Consider the following 15,229-nt stretch of genomic DNA (forward strand, 5'->3'; position numbering starts at 1 on the left):
TCCACCACTAAAGAGTCATTTCCCGGACTGTGCCGATGTGTCTGATTTTTAAAAAATTAATTTGTTGTTTTTCAAAGTCGTGCTTATAGTTGTTTGCAGCGATAATAACTACAAGGACCCCAAAGTGCAGGGCATTCAATTACCACTCGGATTACATATTCGCCCCTCTGTTGCTTCAGATAAGGCTTTTCTGGAAAAACTACATCATGCAGTCCGGCAGGATTTGCAATGGATAGGTGCCGAAAAAGATCTGGTTGAAACCATAGTGGAAATGCAGTTGAAAGCACAAACTCAGAGCTACTCAGAGCAGTTTCCCAACGCCATGTATTTCATCATCGAAAAGCAGCAGGAGCCTATAGGCAAAGCCAGCATAGATTTTTCTCATGATCTGGTGCATCTGATTGATATTGCTTTTCTTCCGCAAGCCCGTGGCCAGGGTTTTGGTAAGGCTGTATTACAAGCCCTGCAGCACTGTGCCGCTCAGGTGGCTGCTCCCATGCTGTTATCGGTAGAGCAACAAAACCAGGTGGCAAAGCAGTTATACCAAAGCCTTGGGTTTTCCACCGAAGTTGTTCAACCCCCTTATGAGCGCATGATTTGGTACCCGCCAGCCTTACGCAGTTTCAGTCAGAGCATGGCGTAGTTGCTTAGCCGGACACTAAAAACCACAACCGGGAGGCCAGATTGGAATTATTTACTTACGACAGAGTACAAGAATTAGTGGGGCAGCAGATTGCTGTTTTACACCCTGAAACAGAGCAGACTCAGTTGCAGCTTACTGTCACACAAGTGAGCCGGAATAAAGGGCTGGAACATGCCTTTGACGCCTTTTCTGTGGAATTAAAAGGCCCGCCTGATCTGCATTGCCCTCAGGGCACTTACAGGCTAAGCCATCCGGCTTTTGGCACAGCAGAGCTGCTGCTGACGCCTCATGCGGCTGACAGTTATCACATTTGTATTTCGAGGAAAAAAGCGGTCAGTTAAGTGGGTATGACCAACACAGCAGTAGTTTGTTTAATCCCTTTGTTTGAGCAATAAGGAACAACTATGTCAACACCCTATGTCGGAGAAATTAAAGCTGTCGCTTATAATTTTGCCCCTAAGTACTGGAGCGCCTGTGACGGGCAAGTTTTGGTTATCAATACCAATCAGGCATTGTACAGCCTGCTCGGTGTGCAGTTTGGTGGTAATGGCCAAACCAACTTTAACTTGCCGGATTTGCGTGGCCGCACCCCTGTCTGCTTTGGGGCTAATCCAGCTCTGAATATTACTTATAATCAGGGTCTTAGCGCCGGACAGGAAAATGTAAGCCTGACCCTGGCGCAAATACCGCCCCATAGCCATCTGTTTCAGGCCAGCTCTGCACCTGCGACCTTACGTAATCTGATAGGGAGCACAGCACCAAATTCCACATTGGCTACAGCCGATGCTAATTATTACAATAGCAGTGACCCGGATACCACCTTGCTGCCTGCTACAGTTCAGACTGTAGGCGGACAACCCCACACTAATGTTCAGCCCAGTCTGGCCCTGATGTATGTGATTGCCTTGACAGGCCTTTATCCAAGCCGCAATTAGGAGACGAATTATGGAACCTTTTATTGGTGATATCCGGATCTTTGCCGGGGTATTCAGCCCTGTCAGCTATGCATTTTGTAATGGTCAGTCAGTTGCTATTGTCGAAAATGAAGCCTTATATGCGCTGATCGGTACCACTTATGGCGGCGATGGGGTTAACACTTTTAATGTGCCCAGTTTACAGGGCCGTATTCCTGTGCATAGAGGCCAGGCGTCAGATGTTGGCTCCAATAACTGGGTGCTGGGTATGGCCGCAGGAACAGAAACTGTAACTTTAAGTCAAAACCAACTGCCATCCCACAGCCATAGTTTTATGGTCAGCAGCGCTGCAGCTACGGCTAATACAGCTGCAGGTAACAGCATTGCTAAGGGAAATCACTATGTGGAAAGCACAAATAATCCGGCAACAGCTACTATTTCTGCTCAGGCTTTGCAAGCTGTTGGTGGCAGTCAGCCACATAACAATATGATGCCTTATCTGGGCGTTAATTTTATTATTGCGCTTTTGGGCGTATTCCCAAGCCGAAACTAAGGAGTCTGTTATGTCTTCACCTTATCTCGCAGAAATCCGGATATTACCTTATATGTTTGCGCCACGCGACTGGGCTGATTGCTCTGGCACTGTCATGCTGGTACAACAAAATAGCGCTTTGTTTGCATTGCTTGGAAATCATTATGGCGGCAACGGACAAACCAACTTTGCTTTACCCGACTTACGTGCTCGTGTGCCTTTGCATGTAGGTGGCCAAAGCGGTCAGAAACCCCCTTTAAGTTACCATCAACTGGGGCAAGCTGGTGGCACAACAACTGTCACTCTGACGGAACAAACAATACCATCTCATAGCCACGGCGTAACGGCTGCAAATACAATTCCAGTCAAGCTGACAGATACGGCCACAGATACAACGTATTTGTCCAACTGGAGTGGTGGTGTTGCCTATTTGCCGAATTTTTCCGGAACTACCGCTGTGCCGTTAAATGAAGAAACTATAGGAGTAAGTGGTGGACAAAATGGAGCTGCATTAGCTCATGAAAACCGTCAGCCATTTTTGGCCTTAAGGTTTTGTATTTGTGTTGACGGTATGTTCCCGATGCGTGCCAATTAAAACCATGGGCTGGTGTAGTGTTTTATTGCTGGCTAACGCCGTTCTGACATCAAGTCTGGCTGCGGCGGTTCAGCTAAACACGACAGCTGTAAGTCCTTTGTTTTTTGTTAATGCGAAGCAGCAACTGCAATTGGAGCCTGTTGCTTCGCACTATCAAATGCAAGTTCAGGGTAAAACATTAAAAGTGCAACTGAGTAACAGGTTGCTGGTAAAAACTGCTCTTCTGCATAATGCAGCCAGCCTGAGGCAATTTCACCCTGCTATTGAAAAAGTGCAGCAACTGGCGAAATTGCAACAGGCCAGTTGGTGGCTGGTCACAGTCAAAGATAATCCACCTTCAGCTGTATTGTCGTTTCTTCAGCAGCATGCTCAGGTGCTGGCCGTTCAACCCGATCTATTGCTGCAACGCCAAAACGCAGGAGCAGAGGAAAGCTCTAAGCAGACCAGGCATCAACAGCTTATCACGCCTGTAAAAGCCACCAAAACAGTACGGCTGGCCATTATTGATGATGGTTTTGATCTACAGCATCCGGCGCTGCAAAGTTTGAATATCGCCTTGCAGTATGATGCCGATTTACGGCTGGCGGATGCCAGCCCGAAGTTAGCGCAGGATCAACATGGCACCAGGGTGGCCGCGTTGCTGTTGCACACAACAAGGCAGCATGGCCTGGAGCCTGAATTGGTGTTGATCAGGCAAGTCTCCAGCTGGACTTCTGATCTGCTGCTGGGGTTTACTGTTGCCCGTATGATGCAGGCTGATATTGTGAACAGCAGCTGGATTTTGCCATTTCTGCCTGACCCTCTGGCAGAGCTGCTAAATGAATGGCAGCAACAGCAGCCTTATCTTGTTTTTGCTGCCGGCAATAACGCCGCCGATGCCTGCAGCTCTAATGCTTTTAGTGCGCTGCCAGGCGCTTTACTGGTGGCAGCAGCACAACATGATGGCGAGCTTTGGCCTTACTCTAACTACGGACCTTGTATTGATATCAATGCCCCGGCTTATTTTCAACTGGCAAGCAGTGCAAACAACAAAACCTCCGCTTTTACCGGCACTTCAGCAGCAACTGCTTATGTCAGTGCTATGCTGGCTGTAAAAATGGCTTCCGGAGTTTATCCCAGGCCAGATCAACTTCAGCTGTGGGTATCGCCTGTATCTGGCAAAGCTGCAGAGAACTCTGACCCGTAGCAATCTGGTGCACAAAATGCCATTTTACTGTTTACATTGTAACCAAAACCCCGGCACAATGAAAAAAATGAAACTTTAAGTGAAATTGTTGTGTTCAACCAAGCAAGTTAATAGTAAAAACTAAGTTGAAGCACAATAAGACAAAAGGATATGAGGTTTGCTGTAATGCAGGAACAAGTGCAGACGGATTACAGTGCTGAATACAGCGACAATTTACCCGCTTTGTTAAAACAGCTGAATATTGCTTTGGTGTTTACGTCCTATCAGGCTGGTCGTTTAATGCTGGTGCGAACTGATGGCGGCCAATTAGATATCAATTACAAAAGTTTTCCTCGTCCTATGGGACTTGCCGTTACAAAAAATAGTCTGACGTTGGGCGTCTTTACACAAGTGTTGAAATTTCAGCGTGAAGATGCGCTGCTTGAACAAATCAAACAGCCTTTATTACCTATAGAGCAGGATATTACAGCGCCACGGCTGAAAACCGGATCCGAAGACAATGCAGTGGAAAGCAGCCTTGACGAGCGCTCAGATCTGATGGCTGAAGAGAGGGCTGAGCAGGAAAAACTGCAGCAGGAACAACAACGCTGGCTGGATTATCAGCAACAACTGATGGAGCCGGTAGATGAGCGTACAGATGCTTGTTTTATAACCCGGAGTGCCCATTACAGCGGCATGATTAATATCCATGATATTGAATGGGGCTCTGAAGGCTTATGGGCCGTTAACTCAAGTTTTTCCTGTTTATGTACCTTAAGCCCAGAAGCCAGTTTTGTTCCTCGCTGGAAACCCTATTTTATTACTGAATTAATGCCGGAAGATCGCTGCCATTTAAATGGTATGGCACTGAAAGACGGCAAACCTGCTTATGTCACCACCTTCTCAAAATTTAATAAACCAGCCATGTGGCGTAAAGGCGATAAATTTGATGGCACTTTAATGGATGTTGAGCAAAATAAAATTTTGTTAGATAACCTCTGTATGCCGCATTCTCCCCGCTATTATCGCAACAAAGTGTATTACTGCAATTCAGGAGAAGGCCAGATTTGTTGTTATGACCCAAAAACCGGCCAGAATGACATACTGGCTGAAGTGCCGGGTTTTACCCGTGGCATGGCTTTTTATGGCCCTTTTTTAATTGTTGGTTTATCCAAAGTACGGCAAAGCGACGTAACTTCGCCTGCACCCTTAGCCAACAGATATTCCGACACTTGTTCCGGTATTTGGTTGTTTAACCTTGACAGCGGCAAAACTATAGCCACTCTTAAGTTTACCGGAAATGTCGATCAGATTTATGACGTAGCGGTGTTAACTGGCTGCAGCTTTCCTGAGCTGATAGAACCCGGTCATCCCCGAATGCGTAACCATTTCTGTTTTCCTGCCCTGGCAGAGTGAATGACTAATAGCTGTTGATCAAACAAGGATTGCATCATGAGTGCCCGCCCTAAAAACTCAATTCTGAAAACCTCACTTAAAGCCCTATGGCCTGCTTTGTTGCTGGCGCAGCCTGCCTTTGCTTCTGTGCGAAGTAGTTCAGTGTCGCGTGCTCAGTCCCGTACTGCAGCCATGGCTTTGCCTGGTTCTGGCAGCTTATCGAACAACGAGCCAGAGAACGCTGCTACACAAAGTAATCCTTTTGCCTCTTTTGGTACTAGCGTAGGCTCTGAACATATCCTACCAACTGAACTTGCTGCAGACACTTTAGCCTTTTTGGCAGAGCAGGGCTTGTTGGTGCCGGGAGCTGAACAACAAGCGACTGAGTCAGGGCAAAACTTTATATCCAGAAAAGAATTTGCGGCTTTTCCCACTGGAAGTGGTAATAAAGCCTGCGACAAACCAGGTCGTAATGCAAGCTATATTGGGATTGGTTGGTATAATAACGGCGCAGCCTGTTATATTTATGACTCCAATGGTTTCCCTGTACCTGGCAAAACGGGCAATAGCCTCAGCGCCTGCCAAAACCTCTACAATGCCTGTGTGGTAGTTTCAGCTCCCGCCCCCACTATCACCAGCGCCACTTACGATGCCAGTACCGGGGCTCTGGTAGTTACAGGGACGAATTTTACGGCAACAGGTGGTGCGCCCAATGATGTGATCGCCAATAAGCTTACTTTTACAGGTGAGGGTGGTGCTACCTACACGCTTACCAATACAACCAATGTAGAAATAAGCACTGCCACCAGTTTTACGCTGACACTGAGCAGCACAGATCGTGCTGCGCTTGATTTGATTGTCAATAAAGACGGCACCAGCTCTACAGGTGCAACAACTTATAACCTTGCCGGTGCCGCAGGCTTTATAGCTGCTTCGGCGGCAGCAACTGATACAACAGGCAATAGTGTTACAGTCTCCAACGTTCAAGAGCCTACAGTCACATCGGCCACTTACAATGCCTCTACCGGTGCATTGGTGATTACTGGCACTAATCTGAAGTCTGCCAGTGGTGCCGCCAACGACATTGTGGCCAATAAATTCACCTTTACTGGTGAGGGTGGCAGCACCTATACCCTGACAGATACCGCCAATGCTGAAATTAGCTCTGGTACCAGTGCCAGCCTGACGCTGAGTGCAACGGACAAGGCTGCTTTGAACCTGTTTGTAAACAAAAACGGCACCAGTTCCACCAGCGGCACCAACTACAATCTGGCCGCAGCTGAAGATTGGAACAGTGGTGCTGCTTCAAGTGTCGTGATTGCGGATACGGCGGGCAATGGTGTGACGGTCAGCAACGTTGCTGTTCCTGCTATTACTTCAGCCACTTACGACGCCACTACCGGCGTTTTGGTTGTCACTGGTACTGATTTTTTAAGTAAAGCCGGCGCCAGTAATGATATTGATGGTATTAAATTCAGTTACAGAGGAGAAGGTGGTTCTGGTTCAACCTTTACCTTTACTGATACAGCAAGTGTGGAACTAACCAGTGGTACCAGTTTTAGCCTGGTGTTAGGCTCAGCCGATAAAGAGGCGTTTAACCTGATATCGGGAAAAGCTGGTACATCAGGTGTCAATGGTTCGCTTTATCAGTTAAACGGTCTGGAGGATTGGGCTGCTGGTGCTGATGCTACCACTACTACGTCAGATTCAGGCAATGTGGTGACTGTGTCTAATATAGCTCCCCCCACTATTACCGCAGCCACATATAATATAGGTACCGGCGTGATGGTGGTTACTGGCAGTGGGTTTGTGCGGCAAAGCGGCTCTACAAACGATATTGTGGCTAATAAATTTGTCATTACTGGTGAGGGCGGCAGCACCTATACCCTGACCAACACAACTAACGTTGAAGTGACATCGTCAACCAGTTTTACCCTGACGTTTAGCGCCACAGACCAAACTAATGTGGCATCTCTTGTTAATAAAAATGGCACCAGTTCCAGTGACGGAACCACCTATAATCTTGCAGCAGCAGAAGACTGGGCCGGAGGTGCTGATGCTGCCGTGAATGTAGCCGATTTAACAGGCAATGGGATTACCGCCAGCGGGGCTGCCGCTTCAGTTGCTTCAGTCACGGCATCTACTGCCGATGGTGCTTATAAAGCGGGTGATGTCGTCACTGTTCAGGTGAATTTCAGTGCCAATGTCACTGTCACTGGTACGCCACAACTGACGCTGGAAACTGGCGCAACAGACAGAACCATTAATTACAGCAGTGGCTCAGGCACCTCTACGCTGACCTTTAGCTACACAGTACAGGCAGGGGATACCAGCAGCGATCTGGACTATATCTCTGTGAATGCATTAAGCCTTAATGGCGGCACTATTAAAGACGGTTCAACTGTAGATGCTATATTAACTTTACCTGCACCAGGTGCTGCTAATTCACTGGGTGCAAACAAAGCTTTGGTGATTGATACCACTGCCCCCACAGCAACCATAGTGGTTGCTGATACTTCCTTAAATGTAAGTGAAACCTCCTTGGTTACTATTACCTTTAGTGAGGCTGTCACTGGGTTTAATAATAACGATTTAACCATCGAAAACGGTACTTTAACCGCAGTTGGAAGCGCTGATGGAGGCATTACCTGGACTGCGACTTTAACACCCACTGTTGGTATTACAGACTCGACTAACGTTATTACCCTGAATAACACAGATGTAGCAGATGCAACTGGTAATGCAGGTGTGGGCACCACCAATTCCAACAATTACGCCATAGATACTGTAAGACCAACTGCGACTGTGGTCGTCTCTGATAACTCTCTGACTGCTGGTGAAACTTCGCTGGTGACTATTACCTTTAGTGAGGCGGTTACTGGGTTTAATAACAACGATTTGACTATAGAAAACGGTAGTTTATCTGCGGTGAGCAGCAGCGACGGTGGTGTGACTTGGACAGCGACCTTGACGCCAACAGTCAGTATTACTGATGCTACGAATGTAATTACGCTGGATAACACCGACATCAATGATGTAGCGGGCAATACAGGGACTGGCACAACCAACTCCAATAACTACGCCATAGACACAGCGCGGCCAACAGCTTCTATAGTAGTGGCTGATACATCGTTAAAATCAGGTGAAACCTCGCTGGTGACTTTCACCTTCAGTGAAGCTGTGACAGGTTTTACCAATGCAGATTTAACCATAGCCAACGGCACTTTAACTGCGGTCAGCAGCGCTGATGGTGGCATTACCTGGACAGCAACCTTCACACCTTCAGCCGGGGTCACAGCCTCAACGAATCAGATCACACTGGATAACACAGGTGTAGCCGATGCGGCAGGTAATACAGGCACAGGCACCACCAACTCCAACAACTACGCTATAGACAATGTAGCGCCGAATGCACCTTCTACGCCCGATTTAGCGGCTGGGTCTGATCTGGGTAATAGCTCTACAGATGATGTGACCAACGACACCACGCCAACACTGACGGGGACTGCTGAGTCAGACAGTACTGTGACTTTGTATGATACAGACGGTACTACAGTTCTGGGCTCTGCGACTGCGACAGGGGGCGACTGGAGCATTACCAGTTCAGTGCTGAGTGAGGGCAGTCATACGTTAACAGCGAAAGCCGTTGATACGGCGGGCAATGAATCAGTGGCTTCTGCTGGCTTAACTATCACTATTGATACTACGGCGCCACTGGTAACGGGTTCTGTTCCTGATGGTGCGGCTTTAATCAACGCTGCCAGCCTGACCTATACAGTGAGTTTTAATGACACAGTCTATGGTCTGGCCTCAGCTGATTTTAGTGTGACTGCGACAGGCACTGCCGCGGGAACTGTCAGCAGCGTATCTGCTGTATCCGGTAACAGTGTTGATGTCACCGTCAGTGGTATTACCGGTACTGGTACCTTAAGACTGGATTCCAATGCCTCTGGTATAGCTGATTTAGCTGGGAATCAGGCTGCAGCCTTTACGGCTGGCAGTACTCATGCCGTAGACAGGGATGCTCCTGCTATTACGAGCGTAGGTTTTGATCAGGCATCAGTTGACTCGGCGAACCAGGCGGCTGTTAGCTTTACTTTGGCTGGCGCTGAGACAGCTTCCACAGCAAGTTATACTATTACCAGTAGCAGTGGCGGTACTCCTGTGACTGCATCTGGTATCGCGGTCAATTCGGCAGGTCAAACTATCAGTGGGGTTAATGTCAGTGGTTTAAATGACGGCACTTTAACTTTAAGTCTGACTTTGACGGATACGGCTGGGAATGTCAGCTCACCAGTCACTGATACTGTGGTGAAGGACGCTAATGTGCCAGCTGTCACCGCTGTGGCTATTGCAAACGGTAGTTTTAAAGCCGGAGATAGCATTAATTTTACGGTGACACTCAATGACTCAGTCACCGTATCCGGCATGAACTCTACTTTAGGTATTAATGTGGGGGGCGCCAATACAACAGCTGCTTTTGTAAGTGCGACGGGCAATACCATGACCTATAGCTACACAGTAGTAGCTGGTGAAAATACCAGCAATTCAGGTGTTGCAATCCTCAGCGACAGTATCAGCCTTAATGGCGATACCATCCGTGATTCGGGTAATAACGATGCGGTACTGACTTTTGCTGCTACAAGCAATAGCGCTGCTCAGGTCGATACTACAGCTCCTGCATTAACAGTAGTGACAGATCCAGCTCAGGCTGTGTTTGTAAATGCTGCTAATTACCAGATTAAAGGCACTCATTCTGAAATTGGCCTGACGATCAACCTCTATGCAGATACAGGCAATGATGGCACTGCAGACGGTGGGGTTTTGGTCAGTGCTGTGGTCGATGCCGATGGCAACTGGAGTTTGGTGCAGCCTTTAACTGCAGACACAGCACACAACTATGTTGTGATAGCTGAAGATGCTGCTGGTAATGTCTCGGCTGCCGTGGATGTTGCTACTATTACCGAAGACTCCATTGCACCAGTTGCTCCTGTGGTCACCAGTCCTGCCACCGCTCTGGCTGTGAATACCCTCAGCCAACTGATCAGCGGTACTCATGCTGAAGATGGTGTCACAGTAGAATTGTTTGCAGACGCCGACAATGATGGCGTTGCAGATAACAGCACAGTGCTGGCCAGCGCAGAGGTGGGTGTTGTTACTACAGGCAACTGGTCATTGACGGCACCTCTGACACAAAACACAGCAAATAACTTTGTGGTTATAGCCAAAGACAAAGCGGCCAATGGATCGGCAGCTGTGGACGTGGTGACTGTGACTCAGGATTCTGTGGCCCCTGTAGTCACTGTTACTACGCTTACTACGGCAGACTCAACTCCAGCTTTAGCTGGTACTGTGGACGATACCACTGCCACTTTAAGTTTGGTGGTGAATGGTCAAACCTATACAGCAACCAACAACGGTAATGGCGGCTGGACTTTAGCAGATAATCAGATTGCCGCTCTGCCTCACGGTGTTTACGACCTAGTGGTAACGGCCACAGATGCCCAGGGCAATCAGGGAACTGACGCTTCCACTAATGAATTAACTATCGATCTATTGCCTCCATCAGGCTATAGCGCTGTGATTCAGCAAAACCGTATTGATGCAGCCAATCAGAACGCTATGAGCTTTGTGTTTGCTGGTGCTGAAGTCGGCTCTACTTACACTTATGTGGTGAGTGATGGCACTAATTCAGTCACTAACACCGGAGTGGTCACAGCGGTCAATCAGCAAATTGGGCCTATTAATGTGACAGGTTTGGCTGAAGGAACATTACAGCTGAGTGTTATTCTGACGGATACAGTAGGTAATGCAGGTGCAGCTGCTACAGCAACTGTAGTGAAACTATTTAATGCTACACCAGTGATTTCCGGCAGCCCTGCAACTTCAGTGAATGAAGACAGCTTGTACAGCTTTACCCCTGTGGCGACAGATACAGATGCAGGTACCACCTTGACCTTCAGCATCAGTAATAAACCCACATGGGCTAGCTTTGATACGGCAACAGGTGCACTGACCGGAACACCAACCAACGATCATGTAGGCACCACCTCAGCCATAGTGATCAGTGTCAGCGACGGCACAGCAACAGCGTCACTGGCTGCTTTTGCTATTACTGTGGTGAATGTAAACGATGCCCCTGTTGTCACTTCAACAGCAGTCACCTCAGCCACTCAAGGTTCGCCATACAGTTATAGCTTTACGGCGACTGATGTGGACGCTGGTGATACTTTAACCCGCTCAGTTGTGACTGCGCCGGCCTGGCTGACCTTTAATGCTGGCACAGCTGTATTGTCCGGTATTCCGGCTAATAATGATGTAGGCGCACATGCAGTCACATTAAGAGTAACTGATGCGGCAGGTTTATTTGCAGATCAAAGCTTTACTGTCACTGTAGCTAATGTTAACGATGCACCAAGCATCAGTGGAACCCCTGCAATCACTGTAGCTCAGGGCGCAGCTTATAGCTTTGTGCCTGCAGCGGCTGATGTGGATGTGGGTACAAGCTTAACCTTTAGCATCGCGAATAAACCCACCTGGGCCAGCTTTAATACGGCAACAGGTGCGCTCACCGGTACTCCGGGTAATGCCGATGTAGGTGTGACTGCTGGTATTGTGATTTCAGTTTCAGATGGCGAATTGAGTGCTGCACTGCCAGCCTTTACGCTGACGGTAACTAATGTTAACGATGCACCTGTTGTCACCGACAGCGCTGCTACTACGTTAGAAGATACGCCTCTGAGCCTGACTTTAACAGCTCAGGATCCGGATCAGGATCCCCTGACCTTTGAGATTATGACTCAACCTGAACATGGTACTGCAACAGTGCAGGGATCCTTAGTGCTGTACACACCGAACCCGGATTTTAACGGTTCAGACAGTATTGGGTTCGTTGCAAAAGATGCTGAGCTAAGCTCGAATGTGGCCACTATCAGTCTGACTGTAACACCAGTTAATGATAATCCTGTACTGCTGGATGATAGTTACAGCCTGCAGCGCACTGAGAATAATCAGTATCTGTTGAATGTATTGGCTAATGATACCGATGTAGATGGTGATACTTTAACCATAGATGGCGCTTCAGCCAGCGTAGGAACCGTTAGCTTTAATGCTGAAGGTTTAACTTTAACCGCGCCGGACCGCTATGTAGGCCCTGTCAGTCTGCGTTATACAGTGACGGATGCTAAAGGTGGCCGAGCCAGTGCCAACGTCAGCTTAATTATTGAAGGTGGAGCTGCATCAAGCTTACCTGTGATTACAGTGCCTGCTGATATTGAAGTCAATGCTACAGCCTTGTTTACCCGCGTGCCTCTTGGTACAGCCACAGCTGTGGATAGCACTGGTCGTCGTCTGAGAGTATCGCTGATCAACGGTAGTTTGTTCTTCCAACCAGGTGAGCATATTGTCTACTGGCAAGCCACTGATGCTGCTGGCAATACTGCCACTCAAGCACAAAAAGTCAGTGTGAAGCCGCTGATCTCCCTCAGTAAAGATCAACAAGTGACGGAAGGTCGTGAAGTCGTCGTTGAGGTGATCCTCAATGGCCCTGCTCCTGTCTACCCTGTGTTAGTTCCTTATACTGTCAGCGGTAGCGCGGACGGAAATGACCATACACTGGTATCAGGTGTGGCTGAAATCACGTCTGGCTTTAGTACCAGTATCCGCTTTACTGTGCTGGAAGATGGCCAGAACGAAGGAACCGAAGACATAGTGATTAGCCTGGATGCCAGTGTGAATCGCGGTAGTCAGCGCACCAGCCGTATTGTGGTCACCGAAGCTAATATTGCCCCTGTAGTGACTTTAGATGTCAATCAGAGCAATGAAAGCCGCTTGACTGTGAGTGAAAGTGAAGGGATTGTTCGTGTAACTGCAACAGTTACGGATGCCAATCCACTAGATCAGGTGAGTGGTGTCTGGAATCTTGGTCGTCTGGTGAATGCAACCTCAGATCAAACACAACTGAGTTTTGACCCTGCAGACCAAGGCCCTGGTTTGTTTGAGGTCAGCTATACGGCGACAGACAACGGTACTCCCAATTTATCGTCCAGCACCTCAGTCTTTATTGTGATCAGGCCCAGTTTACCTGTGTTGGGCTCGCAAGACTCAGATGGTGATTTAATACCTGATGATCAGGAAGGTTTTGCTGATTCCAATGGTAATGGTATTCCGGATTATCTGGATGCACTAGATGAATGTAACGTTATGCCTACTGAGTTTCTTGGACAGACAGAGTTTTTGGCCGAAGGTGATCCGGGAGTCTGTTTACGTTTAGGAACCATAGCCGCAGAAACCGATGCCGGTGGTCTGCAAATTGCCAAAGATGCTGTCGCAACCGACAATGTTGCGCTGAATATTGGCGGTATTTTTGACTTCATCGCCTATGGTTTACCGGAGCAGGGTCAAAGCTACAGTTTGGTGATACCACAACGCTTACCTGTACCGGCAAATGCGGTATATCGTAAGTATAGCAATGTGACTGGTTGGGTCGCGTTTGTCAGCAATGAGCGCAACTCAATTGCCAGTACTCAGGGCGAGAGAGGCTTCTGTCCACCACCTGGCGGTACAGAGTGGACTCCGGGTTTAACGGAAGGTCATTGGTGTGTGCAGGTCACAGTGGAAGATGGCGGCCCTAATGATGCTGACGGTATTGCCAACAGCGCCATTGTCGACCCCGGTGGTGTTGCAGTAGAGCTAAACGGTAACAATCTGCCTGTAGCAGTCGCGGATCAAGCTACGACCAGAGCCGACACTGCAGTGGTTGTGAATGTACTGGCGAATGATACCGATCCTGACGGAGACACTTTAACTGTCAGTCAGGCCGTGAGTAGCTTTGGTACAGTGACCATTCTGGCCGACCAACAGCTAAGCTACAGCCCTAACCCGGACTTTATCGGCATTGATACGGTGATTTACAACATTACCGATGGTCAAGGCGGAACTGCCAGCAGCGAATTAGTAATTACAGTGCTGGGTAACACTGCGCCTGTTGCAGTCAATGACTCGGCTTCGACTGACGATAAAACAGTGCTGTTGATCAATGTCTTGGCCAATGATTCGGATGAAGATGGCAATACACTGATCATCAGCAATGCCAGTGCAGTACAGGGGGCTGTGAGCATCGAGGCCGATCAACGCATACGCTACACACCAAAAGCCGGTTTTGATGGGGTAGACATCATCAGCTATACCATTACAGACGGCGCTGGGGGGGAGGCAAGTGCTCAGGTTAGTGTCACTGTGCGTGCTTATAAAGATGTAGTCGTAGATAACAAATCAAGCGGAGGCAGTATGACCTGGTGGATGGTGATGATATTAGCAGGAGCTGTGATATTGCGTCGCCGTTCAGTGCTCGGGTTGGCTGCTGTGGCACTACTGTCGTTCAGCCCTTTTAGTCAGAGTGCCGATTGGTATCTGCAAGGCTCTGTCGGTCATAGTAAGGCCGACCAAAAACAAAGCCGTTTAGTCGAAGAGTTGCCCAGCGGCACTATCACTGGTTTTGATGATAGTTCCGCTTCTTATGGTCTTTATCTGGGGTATCAGTTGCACCCGGTTTTTGCCTTGGAGCTGGGGTATCAGGATTTAGGTGAGGCGAGTAGCCAAATCACAGCACAAAGCCTGACACCAGAGCAATATCATGAGCTGGTAAAAGAAGTCAGCCCTGTGTTGGCCGATGGTTTTACTCTGGGTGGCCGTTATACCTTGTGGCAAAACGAGCAATGGGCTGTGGAAGTGCCACTAGGACTGATGTTCTGGAAGTTTGACATTGAAAGCCGGAGGGATGATTCAGTGATACGCTCAGACAGTGACGGTGTCGACCTGATGCTTGGGGTTCAGCTGAACTATCAACTGACAGACGAATGGAAACTGGGTTTAGGCTTTCAGCAATTAAGCCTGAAACCAAACGACGTTAATAGCTGGTGGCTCAGTCTGAGAACTAGTTTCTAGCCCCGGACTTTTGTTTATTAAAGGCGGCACTGGCCGCCTT

The 15,229-nt window shown here is 48.4% G+C and carries 8 protein-coding genes; all 8 read left to right on the forward strand.

Annotation, left to right across the window (positions count from 1 at the left end):
• Positions 1-124 precede the first annotated feature (124 nt).
• Positions 125-643, forward strand: coding sequence for a GNAT family N-acetyltransferase (locus EMM73_RS02260; RefSeq protein WP_127684840.1), 519 nt, complete (start codon positions 125-127; stop codon positions 641-643).
• A gap of 41 nt (positions 644-684) precedes the next feature.
• Positions 685-984, forward strand: coding sequence for a DUF6916 family protein (locus EMM73_RS02265; RefSeq protein WP_127684841.1), 300 nt, complete (start codon positions 685-687; stop codon positions 982-984).
• A gap of 63 nt (positions 985-1,047) precedes the next feature.
• Positions 1,048-1,578 carry a phage tail protein gene (locus tag EMM73_RS02270; RefSeq protein ID WP_127684842.1) on the forward strand — a complete coding sequence of 177 codons (531 nt, stop codon included), beginning with the start codon at positions 1,048-1,050 and terminating at the stop codon, positions 1,576-1,578.
• A 10-nt stretch (positions 1,579-1,588) separates the two neighbouring features.
• The gene (locus tag EMM73_RS02275) at positions 1,589-2,110 is read left to right on the forward strand and encodes a phage tail protein (protein WP_222422575.1); all 522 of its coding nucleotides are present in this window, start codon (positions 1,589-1,591) and stop codon (positions 2,108-2,110) included.
• 10 nt (positions 2,111-2,120) lie between these two features.
• The gene (locus EMM73_RS02280; RefSeq protein ID WP_127684844.1) at positions 2,121-2,684 is read left to right on the forward strand and encodes a phage tail protein; all 564 of its coding nucleotides are present in this window, start codon (positions 2,121-2,123) and stop codon (positions 2,682-2,684) included.
• Positions 2,674-3,870 carry a S8 family peptidase gene (locus EMM73_RS02285; protein ID WP_127684845.1) on the forward strand — a complete coding sequence of 399 codons (1,197 nt, stop codon included), beginning with the start codon at positions 2,674-2,676 and terminating at the stop codon, positions 3,868-3,870. Before EMM73_RS02280 ends, EMM73_RS02285 begins: the two co-directional genes overlap by 11 nt.
• A 165-nt stretch (positions 3,871-4,035) precedes the next feature.
• Complete coding sequence (locus EMM73_RS02290) at positions 4,036-5,265, forward strand: TIGR03032 family protein (protein WP_127684846.1); 1,230 nt, start codon at positions 4,036-4,038, stop codon at positions 5,263-5,265.
• A 36-nt stretch (positions 5,266-5,301) separates the two neighbouring features.
• Positions 5,302-15,189 carry an Ig-like domain-containing protein gene (locus EMM73_RS02295; protein ID WP_127684847.1) on the forward strand — a complete coding sequence of 3,296 codons (9,888 nt, stop codon included), beginning with the start codon at positions 5,302-5,304 and terminating at the stop codon, positions 15,187-15,189.
• The last annotated feature ends 40 nt before the right edge of the window (positions 15,190-15,229 follow it).

It is taken from the genome of Rheinheimera sediminis (genome assembly GCF_004005375.1).
Classification (GTDB): Bacteria; Pseudomonadota; Gammaproteobacteria; order Enterobacterales; family Alteromonadaceae; genus Pararheinheimera.

What these genes read in the sequence shown, in the direction of transcription:
- EMM73_RS02270 (WP_127684842.1), top strand. Translation starts at nt 1,048, where the DNA reads ATGTCAACACCCTATGTCGGAGAAATTAAAGCTGTCGCTTATAATTTT.
- EMM73_RS02275 (WP_222422575.1), top strand. Translation starts at nt 1,589, where the DNA reads ATGGAACCTTTTATTGGTGATATCCGGATCTTTGCCGGGGTATTCAGC.
- EMM73_RS02280 (WP_127684844.1), top strand. Translation starts at nt 2,121, where the DNA reads ATGTCTTCACCTTATCTCGCAGAAATCCGGATATTACCTTATATGTTT.
- EMM73_RS02290 (WP_127684846.1), top strand. Translation starts at nt 4,036, where the DNA reads ATGCAGGAACAAGTGCAGACGGATTACAGTGCTGAATACAGCGACAAT.
- EMM73_RS02295 (WP_127684847.1), top strand. Translation starts at nt 5,302, where the DNA reads ATGAGTGCCCGCCCTAAAAACTCAATTCTGAAAACCTCACTTAAAGCC.